Origin of the sequence: Laceyella sacchari, from assembly GCF_024927925.1 — a bacterium.
GTDB lineage: Bacteria > Bacillota > Bacilli > Thermoactinomycetales > Thermoactinomycetaceae > Laceyella > Laceyella sacchari.
Genome location: NZ_CP103866.1, coordinates 334,570 through 350,000, shown reverse-complemented (window position 1 = coordinate 350,000; position 15,431 = coordinate 334,570). Strand labels below are relative to the sequence as shown.

Below are 15,431 nucleotides of genomic sequence, written 5' to 3'. Positions count from 1 at the left end.
GTCTCGCAGGTGTTAGCTCAGCGTTTCCATCTGGTCCCCATGAAGCCTTGTCATTATTTGTGACTTTTCCCCCTCCATTTTTTCGCCGCTAAGTTTTTAAAAGGAATCACTTTAGGATCATGCCATCCAAATGATTCTCTCCATCGATCAAACACTCAAACATACGCTTGGAAATGTCACTACGTCCCAACGAACAGTCGCTACACCGTGGATGAAGAGTGACCATGTAAAATCAGGTTGCAGCATCAGGCTCCATGGTACTGTCTATAAATACGATCAGCGGAGACGAGCGGCAACAGACAGACAAATGCGACTGTCTAGAAATACAAAATTCTCTAGGGTGTGTCCGGCAAATTAAGTTATGTGCCGAAGAAGCGGCGGAAAAACCTTTCCTCGTAGTTGCCGATGCTACAAGTAAAACGAATGAGAAAATAGTTTTGGAGCCACAGGCCTATTCATCAGGCCCCCCTATAGTCTGTCAGATCGACCAAGTTGTAGAAAAAACGACGGCAATCTGCTTCCTGATGAGTACCACGTCATGAGTGAAAAAAACGGAAAGGAGGTTTTGGAACCGCCGATCATTTATCAGACATGGTCTAACGACATGTCAGCCGTAATGGTGCTGTTAAACAAGCTCCTCTATTCATCATACAAGAAGTGGACATCAGAACATTTCTGGGCTCACCTCAATGTGGCTGAAATCTTTTCTGCTTCCTCGTCCCAAGCAAGAGTGAATTTGTTCCTGAACGACACTGCCCCTTGGCACTGGCAATGCCACATGATGAAGCCACTTACCAATACAAAGCAAAAACCCCACTTCACTCTGAAGTGGGGTTTGGTAGCCTGGCAACGACCTACTCTCCCAGGGCTTAAGCCCAAGTACCATCGGCGCTGGAGGGCTTAACTTCCGTGTTCGGTATGGGAACGGGTGGATCCCCTCCGCCATCATCACCAGACGTTATGTTGTTGTTCAAGATGTGAACCACACCCTGAAAATTAGATTGGAATAAAGCGCGTTGCAAGATGAAGAGATGAAGTAGGATAAGCCCTCGACCGATTCGTATCCGTCAGCTAAACGCATTGCTGCGCTTACACCCCGGACCGATCAACCTCGTCATCTACAAGGGGTCTTACTTCCACAGGGGAATGGGAAATCTCATCTTGAGGGGGGCTTCGCGCTTAGATGCTTTCAGCGCTTATCCCGTCCGCACTTGGCTACCCAGCGGTGCTCCTGGCGGAACAACTGGTACACCAGAGGTGCGTCCATCCCGGTCCTCTCGTACTAAGGACAGCTCCTCTCAAATTTCCTACGCCCACGACAGATAGGGACCGAACTGTCTCACGACGTTCTGAACCCAGCTCGCGTACCGCTTTAATGGGCGAACAGCCCAACCCTTGGGACCTACTACAGCCCCAGGATGCGATGAGCCGACATCGAGGTGCCAAACCTCCCCGTCGATGTGGACTCTTGGGGGAGATAAGCCTGTTATCCCCGGGGTAGCTTTTATCCGTTGAGCGATGGCCCTTCCACTCGGAACCACCGGATCACTAAGTCCGACTTTCGTCCCTGCTCGACTTGTAGGTCTCGCAGTCAAGCTCCCTTCTGCCTTTGCACTCTGGAGCGCGATTTCCGACCGCGCTGAGGGAACCTTAGAGCGCCTCCGTTACTTTTTAGGAGGCGACCGCCCCAGTCAAACTGCCCACCTGACACGGTCCTCCCGCCGGGTGACGGCGGCGAGTTAGAACCCCGATACGACCAGAGTGGTATCCCACCGGCGTCTCCACCGAAGCTGGCGCTCCGGCTTCTCAGACTCCCACCTATCCTGTACAAGTCGTACCTAGATTCAATATCAGGCTACAGTAAAGCTCCACGGGGTCTTTCCGTCTTGTCGCGGGTAGCCAGCATCTTCACTGGCAGTACAATTTCACCGGGTCTCTCGTTGAGACAGCGTCCAGATCGTTACGCCTTTCGTGCGGGTCGGAACTTACCCGACAAGGAATTTCGCTACCTTAGGACCGTTATAGTTACGGCCGCCGTTTACTGGGGCTTCGGTTCAGAGCTTCGCTTGCGCTAACCCTTCCCCTTAACCTTCCAGCACCGGGCAGGCGTCAGCCCCTATACATCGCCTTGCGGCTTAGCAGAGACCTGTGTTTTTGCTAAACAGTCGCCTGGACCTCTTCACTGCGGCCCCCTCGGGCTTTCACCCTACCGGGGCACCCCTTCTCCCGAAGTTACGGGGTCATTTTGCCGAGTTCCTTAACGAGAGTTTTCCCGAGCACCTTAGGATTCTCTCCTCGCCTACCTGTGTCGGTTTGCGGTACGGGCACCTATTTTCTCCTAGAGGCTTTTCTTGGCAGTGTGAGATCAGGAACTTCGGTACTGATAATTTCCCTCGCCGTCACAGCCCAGCCTGTAGAAAGGACGGATTTGCCTATCCTTTCGGCCTCACTGCTTGGACGCGCACTTCCAGTCGCGCGATTCCCTACCCTCCTGCGTCCCCCCATCGTACAAACGAAAATAGGTGGTACAGGAATATCAACCTGTTGTCCATCGCCTACGCCTTTCGGCCTCAGCTTAGGTCCCGACTAACCCTGAGCGGACGAACCTTCCTCAGGAAACCTTAGGCTTACGGTGGAGGGGATTCTCACCCCTCTTTTCGCTACTCATACCGGCATTCTCACTTCCAAGCGCTCCACCACTTCTCACGAAGCAGCTTCGCTGCTGCTTGGAACGCTCCCCTACCATGCCACCGCATTCACTCCAGCTTCCACACATCGTTTCGCTATGGCATTTAGCCGAAAAGATGTTTTCGGCAAATGTCCTTCGCCGACGATCATGAAAGACAGAGTGAATGTGGCGGCATCCACAGCTTCGGTGAATCGTTTAGCCCCGTTACATTTTCGGCGCAGAGTCACTTGACCAGTGAGCTATTACGCACTCTTTGAATGGTGGCTGCTTCTAAGCCAACATCCTGGTTGTCTGGGCAACTCCACATCCTTTGCCACTTAACGATTACTTGGGGACCTTAGCTGGTGGTCTGGGCTGTTTCCCTCTTGACTACGGATCTTAGCACTCGCAGTCTGACTCCCGGACATGAGTCGATGGCATTCGGAGTTTAACTGAGTTCGGTAACCCTGTGGGGGCCCCTAGCCCAATCAGTGCTCTACCTCCATGACTCTTGATCCGAGGCTAGCCCTAAAGCTATTTCGGGGAGAACCAGCTATCTCCGGGTTCGATTGGCATTTCACCCCTACCCACACCTCATCCTATGGTTTTTCAACACCAACAGGTTCGGACCTCCATTCCGTGTTACCGGAACTTCATCCTGGACATGGGTAGATCACCCGGTTTCGGGTCAACGACTACGTACTCAAGCGCCCTATTCAGACTCGCTTTCGCTACGGCTCCAGCTTTTCACCTTAACCTTGCACGCAACCGTTACTCGCCGGTTCATTCTACAAAAGGCACGCCGTCATCCCTCAAGGGGACTCCGACTGGTTGTAAGCACACGGTTTCAGGTTCTCTTTCACTCCCCTCCCGGGGTGCTTTTCACCTTTCCCTCACGGTACTGGTTCACTATCGGTCGCTAGGGAGTATTTAGCCTTGGGAGGTGGTCCTCCCAGCTTCCCACGGGGTTTCACGTGTCCCGCGGTACTCAGGATTCGTCTCGGAGGGGAACGAATTTCGGTTACAGGGCTGTTACCTTATATTGCCGGCCTTTCCAGGACCAGTTCACCTATTCGCTCCCTTTGTGACTCCGTGTGAGACGTCCTACAACCCCGATGGCACAAGGCCATCGGTTTGGGCTGTTCCCGTTTCGCTCGCCGCTACTCAGGGAATCGCGTTTGCTTTCTCTTCCTCAGGGTACTTAGATGTTTCAGTTCCCCTGGTCTGCCTCCGACCACCCTATGGATTCAGGTGGCGGTACCAGCTCTTCAAGCTGGTGGGTTGCCCCATTCGGAAATCTCCGGATCAAAGCTTACTTACAGCTCCCCGAAGCTTATCGGAGTTCGTCCCGTCCTTCATCGGCTCCTAGCGCCAAGGCATCCACCGTGTGCCCTTAGTAGCTTAACCTACCAGGTTTATTCGGCATATCTATGCCGCTCGGTATCTCCTCGGTGATTTGCAACATCGACGATCAAAGAAGGATCTCCTTCTTAACCTCGTTGCTTTATTCCATATCTAATTTTCAAGGTGCGTTTTCTCTTTGTTATCACCGCATCGCGGCGACAAGTAATAATGTACCACGGCTCAAAAATAAATGCAACCCTTTTTTATAAAAAAATCTCCCTCATCATGTGATAAGGGAGACCGGCCGTCTGCACGCTGCACCATCGCGGCCATTCGCATTACTTGGTACCTTAGTCGGAAACCACTTCCGTGACATAGCGAATTTCTTGCTCCAGCTCCTGCTCCCGACGCATACGAGTCTGCTCATCCCATGCGCAGTGATCAGCCATCAAGTCAACCACTCCCGCTTGCCAGCGCTTAACCCAGGCGATGTCGAACAGCATCGCACCCGTGCGGCGCAACAGATAGTCCACAGGCGTTTGAACCATTTCATGTTGCAACCCATACATGAGGGAAGCATACAATTCAAGCGGAATGCCATATCGCTTTGCTGCCGCTTTGCCGTCAGCCGTTGACCATTGGTAGACATGATCCACATTGGAGCCGTACAACCGGGTCAACCATCCTGCTTGCTGCTCAGAAAAGCCCAGCTCCACACCTTGTTTGGTTTTTTCTTTTACAAATGCTTCAAAGCCGGCAGATCCGCCCACGTCCCCTCCGGAAATCGGAATGCGATCCGTGTGGCACGCAGCAAATGTTTTCCCTGTTTCCTGTTGCAGTTCTTTCGCAACCAGGTTAACCACCTTCTCAGCCATTTTGCGGTATCCGGTGAGTTTACCTCCCGCAATGGTGATTAAACCGGATTTGGAATGGAAGATTTCATCTTTACGAGAGATCTCTGACGGGGATTTCCCTTCTTCATGAATCAGCGGACGAACGCCGGCCCAAAATGTCTCCACATCGGCTTGGGTTAATTTAACTTCTGGAAACATGCTGTTAACAGCAGAAATGAGATAATCCCGGTCTGTTTCTGTCACGCGGGGATGGACGAGATCATCCCGATAGTCTGTGTCTGTCGTCCCGATATAGGTTTTGCCGTCGCGTGGAATGGCAAACACCATCCGCCCATCCTCCGTATCGAAGTAAATCGCTTGCCGCAATGGGAAACGGCCACCATCCACCACAATGTGAACCCCTTTGGTCCAGTGTAGCGTTTTTCCGTGTTTGGACCCATCCATCTCCCTCAACTCATCTACCCAAGGGCCGGTGGCATTGACGATCTTTTTGGCACGGAGGGTATATTCTTCCCCTGAGATCTGATCCCGCACTTTGACTCCGTTCACTTTGCCGTTTTCATACAGGAGCTCGGTCACTTTCACATAGTTGAACACTTCGGCGCCGTATTCGACAGCCTTTTTCATCACTTCCAGCGTCAATCGGGCGTCATCCGTACGATACTCTACATAATAACCCGAACCTTTCAATCCTTCTTTCCGCAACAACGGCTCTTTGCGCAAGGTCTCCTCTTTGTTCAACATCTGGCGCCGCTCACTTTTCTTTACGCCAGCCAACCGGTCATACACAGCCAAGCCGACGGAGCTGGCCAATTTGCCGTATGTGCCACCCTTGATGATCGGCAGCATCATCCATTCGGGAGTGGTGACATGCGGTCCGTTCTCATACACAATAGCCCGTTCTTTTCCCACTTCGGCCACCAATTGCACTTCCAGTTGCTTCAGGTAGCGCAGACCCCCGTGCACCAGCTTGGTTGACCGGCTGGATGTACCAGCGCCGAAATCCTGCATCTCTACCAATACCGTGTTGATACCGCGCGATTGCGCGTCAAGGGCGATGCCCGCACCGGTAATTCCCCCACCAATCACCAGCAATTCCACTTCATCTTTGATCGCGCTCAACCGCTCTTGTCTGCCGTTCATGATAGATCCTCCTTTGTGATAAATAAAAAACCACATAATCCCTTATGCTGTTTAGCGCATAAGGGTATGTGGTTTGTCTCCATATCTCCATAACCTATTAACTTGTGCTCATTCACGTGGTTACGGCTTGAAAGCCCGTGTGGCTTCAACCGCTTGTACCCATCCATTGTATAACTTTTTCCGCTCTTTGTCATCCATTTGGCTAACAAAGATTTCATCCCGGTGCCAGTGACGGGCGATTTCGTTTTTGTCTGCCCAATATCCGACAGCCAATCCTGCCAAATAGGCAGCACCCAGCGCAGTTGTTTCCAACACGGTGGGCCGCTCAACCGGCACGCCTAAAATATCACTTTGAAACTGCATTAAGAAACGGTTGGCGGTAGCTCCCCCATCCACACGCAGCTTTTTCAGTTGGATTTCGGAATCTTGTTCCATTACCGACAGCACATCTTTGGTTTGGTACGCCAACGACTCCAGCGTCGCCCGAGTGAAGTGGGCATCAGTCGTACCGCGGGTCAATCCGAACACAGCCCCACGGGCATCCTGATCCCAATAAGGCGTTCCCAATCCGACGAACGCAGGAACAACATATACTCCGTCAGTGGAATCCACTTGAGTAGCCAGTGTTTCAGATTCGGCAGCAGTCTTAATCATTTTCAATCCGTCGCGCAACCACTGCACCGCGGAACCGGCGATGAAAATGCTTCCTTCAAGCGCATACTCCACTTTTCCATCCAAGCCCCAAGCAATGGTTGTAAGCAAACCATGTTTGGACGGTACTGCTTTCTCCCCTGTGTTCATCAACATAAAGCAACCCGTGCCATAAGTGTTTTTGGCCATGCCCTGTTCAAAGCACGCCTGGCCAAACAACGCCGCTTGCTGGTCACCCGCAATTCCCGCGATCGGAATCTCAGCATTATCCAACACACCCTTGGCCGTCTTGGCAACCACCCCAGAAGACGGACAAACCTCTGGTAACATGGATGCTGGAACGGTCAAAATGTCGAGCAATTCTTCATCCCATTTCAGCTCATAGATGTTGTACATCAACGTCCGCGAAGCATTGGTGTAATCTGTGACATGCACTTGACCACCCGTCAACTTCCAGATCAGCCAGGTATCGATGGTGCCAAACAACAAGTCGCCACGTTCCGCTTTTTCTCTCGCACCTTCCACATGATCCAAAATCCATTTCACTTTGGTCCCGGAAAAATACGCATCGATCAGCAAACCCGTCTTACTACGAAATAGGTCATTCCATCCTTGAGCAACCAATTCATCGCAAATGGCCGAAGTTTGTCTGGATTGCCATACAATCGCGGAGTGAACGGGCTTACCTGTATGCCGATCCCATACCACCGTTGTTTCGCGTTGGTTGGTAATGCCGAGCGCAGCGATTTGACTGGCTGTAATGCCTGCTTCTCTGATCGCTTGATTCATAACACGATGCACAGATTCCCAAATTTCTTCCGCATCATGTTCCACCCAGCCTGGCTGCGGAAAGTATTGTGTGAATTCCTGTTGGGCAATGGTTACGATGTGACCCTTATGGTCAAATAGAATCGCCCGGGAGCTTGTCGTCCCTTGGTCAATCGCCAGTATATATTGGTTAGACATATCCTCTCACCCTTTCGCTGGTATCAATACACATATCCGTAAAGCAACGCGGCCAATACCGCTCCGACAACCGGACCGACAACCGGAATCCAAGCATAACCCCATTGGGACGATCCCTTGCCCGGAATCGGCAAAATGGCGTGAGCCAACCGTGGCCCTAAGTCTCTGGCAGGATTGATGGCATAACCGGTCGTTCCCCCGAGCGACATGCCGATCGCCACAATCAAAAAGCCCACAATCAAGGTTTTCAACCCGTCTGCAAATACCACACCTTCTCCGCCCATGGCGAGCAACGCAAATACTAACACAAATGTACCGATGATTTCACTCAACAAATTTGAAGGCGTGTGCTTAATAGCAGGTGCTGTTGCGAAGACGGCCAACTTATCATCTTGACTCTCCGTTTTGGACCAGTGGGGATAATAGTGCAACCACACCAACACCGCTCCCAAAAAGGCCCCTAACATTTGGGCGACAATCATACTACCCACTTCTGCCCATGCCAGCTTCCCGGCTACGGCAAAAGCGATGGTCAAGGCTGGATTCAAATACGCCCCGCTGATATGACCAACCATGTACGCAGCTATCATAACGGCCAAACCCCAGCCCAGCGTAATGACAACCCAGCCAGCTTGGTAGGCTTTAGACCGCTGCAACACGACGCCGGCCACAACTCCGTTCCCCAACAAAATTAACATCATCGTTCCCAGCAACTCAGCGGTAAAGTGAGACATCCTATTCCTCCTTTGATCCAATGAGTACCAAAAAAGAGTCACCAAGCTTCCCCCTCGTTCCATCGAACCAGGGGCCTCAGTGACTCTCATCGACTCATGTCAGCTATGAACTTAATCTCAAGTATATTTGGAAGCGCTATCAACATCATTGTAAATAATTATCACATAAATTTCAATACTTTCATTTGATATGCCACAATTTTTTATTTGACGACGTGATGGCAACCGCTCCTGCTTCTAACGCCGACTCAAGCTCCTGTTTGGTGCGGATCAAGCCTCCAGCCAAAATCGGGATCTTGGTGATCGCCGCCACTTCTTTAATTACATGGGGAATGATTCCAGGGAGCACTTCGATGTAATCCGGTTGAGACAATTGCAACAATCGGTAACTGGTTTCCAAGGCATGGGTATCCAGCAGAAATACGCGTTGAATGGCAATAATTTTTCGTTTTTTGGCAACTTGCACCACCGGCGTACGGGTAGAAATCAGCCCCGCTGGCTTAACCATTTGACAAAGAAACTCAGCCGCATATTCGTCATTTTTGAGCCCTTGGATCAAATCGACGTGCAAAATGACTTTCTTCTGATGTTGATGGGCTAATCTCATCAAGGGAGGCAATTGGGCAAGGTGACAATCCAACATCACAATATACTCGTACGAACTTTCCAACAGCTTTTCAAAGTCCTTCACACTTTTGGCAGCTGGCAAAAGCCTTTGCTTTTGAAAATGCGTCTTCATCCCATTCTTCCTTTCCATCATTAAAGCGTTATCCGATTCACCCATGATACCACAAACAGATGGAAAAATTAAAAGCCCCTTCACACTTTGGTGAAGGGGCCCCCGTTGTTCCCTGAAAACTAAAGAGTGAGTGTCACGTGACCTGAGAAAATGATCGATGTTGCTCTAGAAAGAGCTCCTTAGAAAGGAGGTGATCCATCCCCACCTTCCGGTAGGGATACCTTGTTACGACTTCACCCCAATCATCTGCCCCACCTTCGGCGGCTGGTTCCATAAAGGTTACCTCACCGACTTCGGGTGTTGCAAACTCTCGTGGTGTGACGGGCGGTGTGTACAAGGCCCGGGAACGTATTCACCGCGGCATGCTGATCCGCGATTACTAGCGATTCCGGCTTCACGCAGGCGAGTTGCAGCCTGCGATCCGAACTGAGACCGGTTTTGTGGGATTAGCTCCCCCTCGCGGGTTGGCGACCCATTGTACCGGCCATTGTAGCACGTGTGTAGCCCAGGACATAAGGGGCATGATGATTTGACGTCATCCCCACCTTCCTCCGGCTTTCACCGGCTGTCTCGCTAGAGTGCCCAACTGAATGCTGGCAACTAGCGATAAGGGTTGCGCTCGTTGCGGGACTGAACCCAACATCTCACGACACGAGCTGACGACAACCATGCACCACCTGTCACCGCTGCCCCGAAGGGAAGCTCCATCTCTGGAGCGGTCAGCGGGATGTCAAGCCCTGGTAAGGTTCTTCGCGTTGCTTCGAATTAAACCACATGCTCCACCGCTTGTGCGGGCCCCCGTCAATTCCTTTGAGTTTCAGCCTTGCGGCCGTACTCCCCAGGCGGAGTGCTTAATGGGTTACCTTCGGCACCGAGGGTAGGACCCCCCGACACCTAGCACTCATCGTTTACGGCGTGGACTACCAGGGTATCTAATCCTGTTTGCTCCCCACGCTTTCGCGCCTCAGCGTCAGAAACAGGCCAGAGAGCCGCCTTCGCCACTGGTGTTCCTCCCGATCTCTACGCATTCCACCGCTACACCGGGAATTCCGCTCTCCTCTCCTGCACTCAAGTCATCCAGTTTCAGGTGCCGCTCTGCGGTTGAGCCGCAGCCTTTCACACCTGACTTAAATGACCGCCTGCGCGCGCTTTACGCCCAATAATTCCGGATAACGCTCGCCCCCTACGTATTACCGCGGCTGCTGGCACGTAGTTAGCCGGGGCTTTCTCCTGAAGTACCGTCAGAACTTCTTCCTTCAGAACAGAGTTTTACAACCCGAAGGCCGTCATCACTCACGCGGCATTGCTCCGTCAGGCTTTCGCCCATTGCGGAAAATTCCCTACTGCTGCCTCCCGTAGGAGTCTGGGCCGTGTCTCAGTCCCAGTGTGGCCGATCACCCTCTCAGGTCGGCTACGCATCGTCGCCTTGGTGGGCCGTTACCCCACCAACTAGCTAATGCGCCGCGGGCCCATCCGTAAGTGGCCGAAGCCTTTTACTCTTTCTCCATGCGGAGAAAGAGATTATCTGGTATTAGCACCGGTTTCCCGGAGTTATCCCAGTCTTACGGGCAGGTTGCCCACGTGTTACTCACCCGTTCGCCGCTAGGGTCCGGAGACCCTCGCACGACTTGCATGTATTAGGCATGCCGCCAGCGTTCATCCTGAGCCAGGATCAAACTCTCCGTTAAAGGTTTCACACCAACGTGTGAAACTGAGGTTTGAGTCTATGCTCAATGAATTGACAGGTCACGTTGTCACTCTTTAGTTTTCAAGGAACACTCATTTTTAGCGCCGCTCTTGTAGCGACGTTTTATATCCTATCATGCTTCCTTCCACCTGTCAACAACTTTTTTAGTCAATTTAGGTAAAAAGAACATGGAATGATGTTGCGACAAGCAACGAAACTAAATATAACAAGATTTCTATTCCTTGTCAACGCCTTTTTCTTCTGTTGGCTTTTTCTCTGCCGATGCCTTCATCTTTACTCTCCTCATTCTTAAGCAGACATTCCCACCATCCCTTCGATGCTGCGGCCGAACACGCGCATCCATGCGTTTCTCGTCCGTTGGTTTAGCGTCGGCTGCTTTTCACTGCTGTCGAGATCGAGGTACGGGTATTTCCCCAACTCCCGTAACACCGCGCCAAGGGCTCGATCTCCCCATCGTTCTGCCAATGATTTGTAAGCGAGATATGCACTGAGATAATACTGTTCTGCTTGATCCGATGGCAATTTTTCCAGCTTTGCCCGTTCTAGCTCGGCCAAACTCATGCGCCGCTTTAAACGATTCGTTTCATGGCCAACCATCAACCGAGGCAACAAATGGGCTTCATAATACATCGCGGCTCCTTCTTGCAACCAATACGCCGCATTGTCATTAGACAATTCGCTCACCATCTGATGCGTCAGCTCATGTACCAATCCAGCAGCCAATAACCGGAGTTCCCCCCAGCCGCCGATAAATTTGATCGCTTGATTGGCTTCATGCCAACCACCAGCCCATTCCGGCAACGACGGTTTGACAAATTGGCGGAACACCTCCGGGCGGTGATACAATTTCACCTCAATTCCTTTGGTCGTCCAGCCCATACGCCGATGCAACCCTTCATAGGCTTGTTGTAACGTGTTCATTGCTAATGTCGCTTCCCGCTCGAGAGCAGGGTCGCTATAATACACGCTGATTCGCTCATGTTTCAACACAGAAAAAGCCAGATCAGCATCCTTCCAACCATCCGTCCTTTTTTTCAATGACAGCGGGTAGTTAAAAGATACAGCCTTCTTGCCCATCCGATAGGATTGCTTTACTTGGACAACGGCGGTTCCCCGGCCGACGGCTTTCACTTGGAGAAGCTGCAACCGAAATGATCCCGGTTCGATCACACGCACCGCATCTTGAAACCACCGCTTCTGTTCATGAAGATATGTTTGATTTTCCTCATCCAATGTGGCTCGGTACATAAGCCAATTTTTTTCTTTAAGTGCCTGCTCCTTTTGTGCGAACAATTGCCGAAACTCTCCGATCTCCTTTGCCATCCCCAAGACAGATCGTTCAGCTGCTTCTGCCCCCTGCGCGCACCAACCAACAAGCAGCGCGATTCCTACGCAGAATCCTGTCCATAACACCTTGCTTCTCATTCCAGCCCACCTCCATCTTTATCTATAAGATGGCAATTCTACGCTGGTTTTAACCCCGCTTTCGCACACTGGCCGAATTAACATGGCAGCTCCTTCTATGTAAAGTGGACAATCCACAAAGATGACGGATAGATGACGTCCACACCCAACTCATTCGCAGAAAAAGCCCTGCGTTTCGTCACATTGACGTACACAGGGCTTGATGCGTCTTTCGCACCTTCCGGTCGGAGCTCATTCAGACACTCCCCAAAAACATGAATCGCAAGATGAAAATAACCCCCAACACATACACGACGGGGTGGACATGCTTACCTTCTCCTGCCACGACCTTGCACAATGGATACAGGATAAAGCCAGCGGCAATGCCAGTCGCGATGCTGAAACTGAGTGGCATCATAATCAAAGTGATAAAGGCTGGAATCGCTTCAGACAAAGAGTCCCACTCGATCTTGCTCAAGTTGCCGGCCATCAGCACACCCACGATAATCAACGCAGGCGACGTGATTGCAGCCACCGAAGCGAGTGTCTGTACGATCGGGAAGAAAAACAGCGCCGCCGCAAAACAAAGCGCGGTGGTGACTGAGGTCATGCCCGTCCGTCCTCCCGAAGCCACTCCCGCTGATGACTCAATGTACGAAGTAACGGTTGACGTACCAAACAACGCCCCCAACACCGTCGCAATCGAGTCGGTGATCAAGGCCCGTCCGGCTCGCGGCAGTTTGTTGTCTTTCATCAGCCCGGCCTGGCTGGCTACTCCCACCAGCGTGCCGGCATTGTCAAAGAGATCCACAAACAAAAAAGCAAACACGATCGTGACAAAGCCCAATTCCAACGCACCCATGACATCTAATTTCAAGAAAGTAGGTGCCATGCTGGGCGGCATTGCAAACAGCTTGTCCGGTACCTTGATCAATCCCGTCATCATGCCGACTATAGCCGTCGCCACCATCCCGATGAATATGGCTCCCTTTACCCGGCGCACCATCATCACAGACGTGATCAGCAAACCGAACAGAGTTAACAAAATCTCCGGTTTTTTAGTCAAGTCGGGGTTGATCATCACATAAGTCGCTTCCGCGGGCAGAATGATTTGAGCATTTTTGAGACCGATAAAAGCAATAAAAAGTCCAATACCTGACGACACGGCATATTTTAACCCGGTCGGAATGGCATTAATAATCAGTTCCCTGATTTTGGTGACGGTCAACACAAAAAACACAGTACCGGACAAAAACACGGCGCCCAGCGCTTGGGTCCATGGCACATTCATCCCCAGTACGACAGCGAACGCAAAATATGAAATCAACCCGATCCCGGGGGCCAGGGCAATGGGATAATTGGCCACGACGCCCATCAGGAAGGTACCGATACACGCGGACAAACCTGTGGCCACAAACACCGCACCCAGATCCATCCCGGTCTTGCCAAGAATCGATGGCGCCACCAACAAGATGTACGCCATCGTGAAAAATGTGGTAACCCCGGCAAGGATCTCTGTCCGCAAGTTCGTTTGGTGTCCAGCAAAGTCAAAGTAACGAGCCAACCCTGTTGCAAACTTGGACATGTGAGATCACCTGATTCTCTGTTATTCCCATTCAATGGTTGAAGGTGGCTTAGAAGTCACGTCATAAACGACACGGTTTACGCCATCCACTTCATTGACAATGCGGGTGGAAATTTTCTCAAGCACATCATAAGGGATACGAGCCCAATCCGCAGTCATCCCGTCGATCGAGGTAACGGCACGAATCCCTACCGTATAAGCGTAGGTGCGCACGTCTCCCATCACGCCCACGCTTTTGAAGTCGGGTAGCGCCGTGAAGTATTGCCAAATCTCGCGGTCGAGTCCCGCTTTTTTAATCTCTTCGCGCAGGATCGCATCCGACTCGCGCACGATCTCCAACTTAGCTTCCGTCACTTCACCGATGACGCGAATCGCCAGTCCTGGACCTGGGAAGGGCTGACGCCACACGATATCCGCAGGCAAGCCCAACTCTTCGCCCACTTTGCGGACTTCATCTTTGAACAAGGTGTTGAGCGGTTCAACCAACTGCATTTTCATATCCTCTGGCAACCCACCTACATTGTGGTGAGACTTAATCGTGTGCGCGGTCGCCGTACCCGATTCAATGATATCGGTGTACAACGTACCTTGTCCCAAGAACTCATGGTCGCCAAATTTAGCCGACTCTTCTTCAAATACCCGGATAAATTCAACACCAATGATTTTCCGTTTTTGTTCCGGGTCGGAAACACCCGCCAGTTTGGACAAGAAACGCTCACGGGCGTCTATTTTAACCAAGTTCATTTTGAAGTTTTTGCCGAAGGTTTCAACCACGCTCTCCGCTTCGCCTTTACGCAAGAGGCCATGATCGACAAACATGCAAGTGAGCTGATCTCCTACCGCTTTGTGAATCAGCGCCGCAACGACAGACGAGTCAACGCCTCCACTCAACGCGCACAACACTTTTTTGTCGCCAACTTGCTCGCGAATCGCTCTCACGCTGTCTTCGATAAATGTTCCCATGCTCCAATCGCCTGAGCATCCGCACACATCGTACAAGAAGTGCTTGATCATTTCATTCCCGTTCACTGAGTGTTGCACTTCTGGGTGGAATTGCACCGCGTAGATTTTATCAGCTGGATTGCTCATCGCGGCGACCGGCGCAGAATGCGTTTTTCCATCCACTTGGAAGTTGGCCGGCGGCTCCACAACCACATCGCTGTGGCTCATCCACACCATTTGTTTTGTATCCAAGCCTTTATACAGGACGCTATCGGACACAATCTCCATCTCCGCTTTGCCGTACTCACGCTTGCTGGCGCGGGATACATTTGCACCAAAATGATGGGCGATCATTTGCATACCGTAGCAAATACCGAATACAGGAATCCCCAAATTAAAAATCTCCGGATCGCACTTTGGTGAATTCTCGTCATACACACTGTTTGGCCCACCTGAGAAAACAATGCCTTTTGGATTGATTTGCTTCAACTCGGCCGCAGTGGTCGTGGGTGGCAACAATTCACTGAACACACCCAAATCACGGATACGGCGGGCGATCAATTGGTTATACTGCCCTCCGAAATCGAGCACAACAACGCGTTCTAATGGCTTCTCCATCATATAACCCCTCTTTTGTCATGAAACTTTAGGTAGGTACAAAAAAACCCGGGTAACCCACACCGCCGCTCCCGG

7 protein-coding genes and 3 rRNA genes are annotated in these 15,431 nt (G+C 51.5%); all 10 read right to left on the bottom strand.

Annotation, left to right across the window (positions count from 1 at the left end):
• Positions 1-841: 841 nt before the first annotated feature.
• The 10 genes from rrf to guaA all read right to left on the bottom strand — a co-directional run bounded on the left by rrf (position 842) and on the right by guaA (position 15,356).
• Positions 842-956 (bottom strand): 5S ribosomal RNA (rrf, locus tag NYR52_RS01925).
• An 81-nt stretch (positions 957-1,037) separates the two neighbouring features.
• Positions 1,038-4,075, bottom strand: a 23S ribosomal RNA gene (locus NYR52_RS01920).
• 287 nt (positions 4,076-4,362) lie between these two features.
• Positions 4,363-6,009, bottom strand: coding sequence for a glycerol-3-phosphate dehydrogenase/oxidase (locus NYR52_RS01915; protein WP_259436174.1), 1,647 nt, complete (start codon positions 6,007-6,009; stop codon positions 4,363-4,365).
• A gap of 120 nt (positions 6,010-6,129) precedes the next feature.
• A complete protein-coding gene (gene glpK / locus NYR52_RS01910; RefSeq protein ID WP_259436173.1) occupies positions 6,130-7,626 on the bottom strand; it encodes a glycerol kinase GlpK in 1,497 nt (498 codons plus the stop codon).
• 23 nt (positions 7,627-7,649) lie between these two features.
• Complete coding sequence (locus NYR52_RS01905; RefSeq protein WP_022739201.1) at positions 7,650-8,360, bottom strand: MIP/aquaporin family protein; 711 nt, start codon at positions 8,358-8,360, stop codon at positions 7,650-7,652.
• Between the two features lie 181 nt (positions 8,361-8,541).
• Positions 8,542-9,099 (bottom strand): glycerol-3-phosphate responsive antiterminator, encoded by a 558-nt coding sequence (locus NYR52_RS01900; RefSeq protein WP_259436172.1) that lies wholly within the window; start codon positions 9,097-9,099, stop codon positions 8,542-8,544.
• 183 nt (positions 9,100-9,282) lie between these two features.
• A 16S ribosomal RNA gene (locus tag NYR52_RS01895) occupies positions 9,283-10,787 on the bottom strand.
• 308 nt (positions 10,788-11,095) lie between these two features.
• Positions 11,096-12,232 carry a gluzincin family metallopeptidase gene (locus tag NYR52_RS01890; protein WP_259436171.1) on the bottom strand — a complete coding sequence of 379 codons (1,137 nt, stop codon included), beginning with the start codon at positions 12,230-12,232 and terminating at the stop codon, positions 11,096-11,098.
• 235 nt (positions 12,233-12,467) lie between these two features.
• The gene (locus NYR52_RS01885; protein ID WP_132223585.1) at positions 12,468-13,796 is read right to left on the bottom strand and encodes an NCS2 family permease; all 1,329 of its coding nucleotides are present in this window, start codon (positions 13,794-13,796) and stop codon (positions 12,468-12,470) included.
• 21 nt (positions 13,797-13,817) lie between these two features.
• Positions 13,818-15,356 carry a glutamine-hydrolyzing GMP synthase gene (guaA, locus tag NYR52_RS01880; protein ID WP_259436711.1) on the bottom strand — a complete coding sequence of 513 codons (1,539 nt, stop codon included), beginning with the start codon at positions 15,354-15,356 and terminating at the stop codon, positions 13,818-13,820.
• Between the last annotated feature and the right edge of the window lie 75 nt (positions 15,357-15,431).

Bases quoted from the DNA above. Each gene is read 5' to 3' on its own strand.
- NYR52_RS01915 (WP_259436174.1), bottom strand. From the start codon at position 6,009: ATGAACGGCAGACAAGAGCGGTTGAGCGCGATCAAAGATGAAGTGGAA.
- glpK (WP_259436173.1), bottom strand. From the start codon at position 7,626: ATGTCTAACCAATATATACTGGCGATTGACCAAGGGACGACAAGCTCC.
- NYR52_RS01905 (WP_022739201.1), bottom strand. From the start codon at position 8,360: ATGTCTCACTTTACCGCTGAGTTGCTGGGAACGATGATGTTAATTTTG.
- NYR52_RS01900 (WP_259436172.1), bottom strand. From the start codon at position 9,099: ATGAAGACGCATTTTCAAAAGCAAAGGCTTTTGCCAGCTGCCAAAAGT.
- NYR52_RS01890 (WP_259436171.1), bottom strand. From the start codon at position 12,232: ATGAGAAGCAAGGTGTTATGGACAGGATTCTGCGTAGGAATCGCGCTG.
- NYR52_RS01885 (WP_132223585.1), bottom strand. From the start codon at position 13,796: ATGTCCAAGTTTGCAACAGGGTTGGCTCGTTACTTTGACTTTGCTGGA.
- guaA (WP_259436711.1), bottom strand. From the start codon at position 15,356: ATGGAGAAGCCATTAGAACGCGTTGTTGTGCTCGATTTCGGAGGGCAG.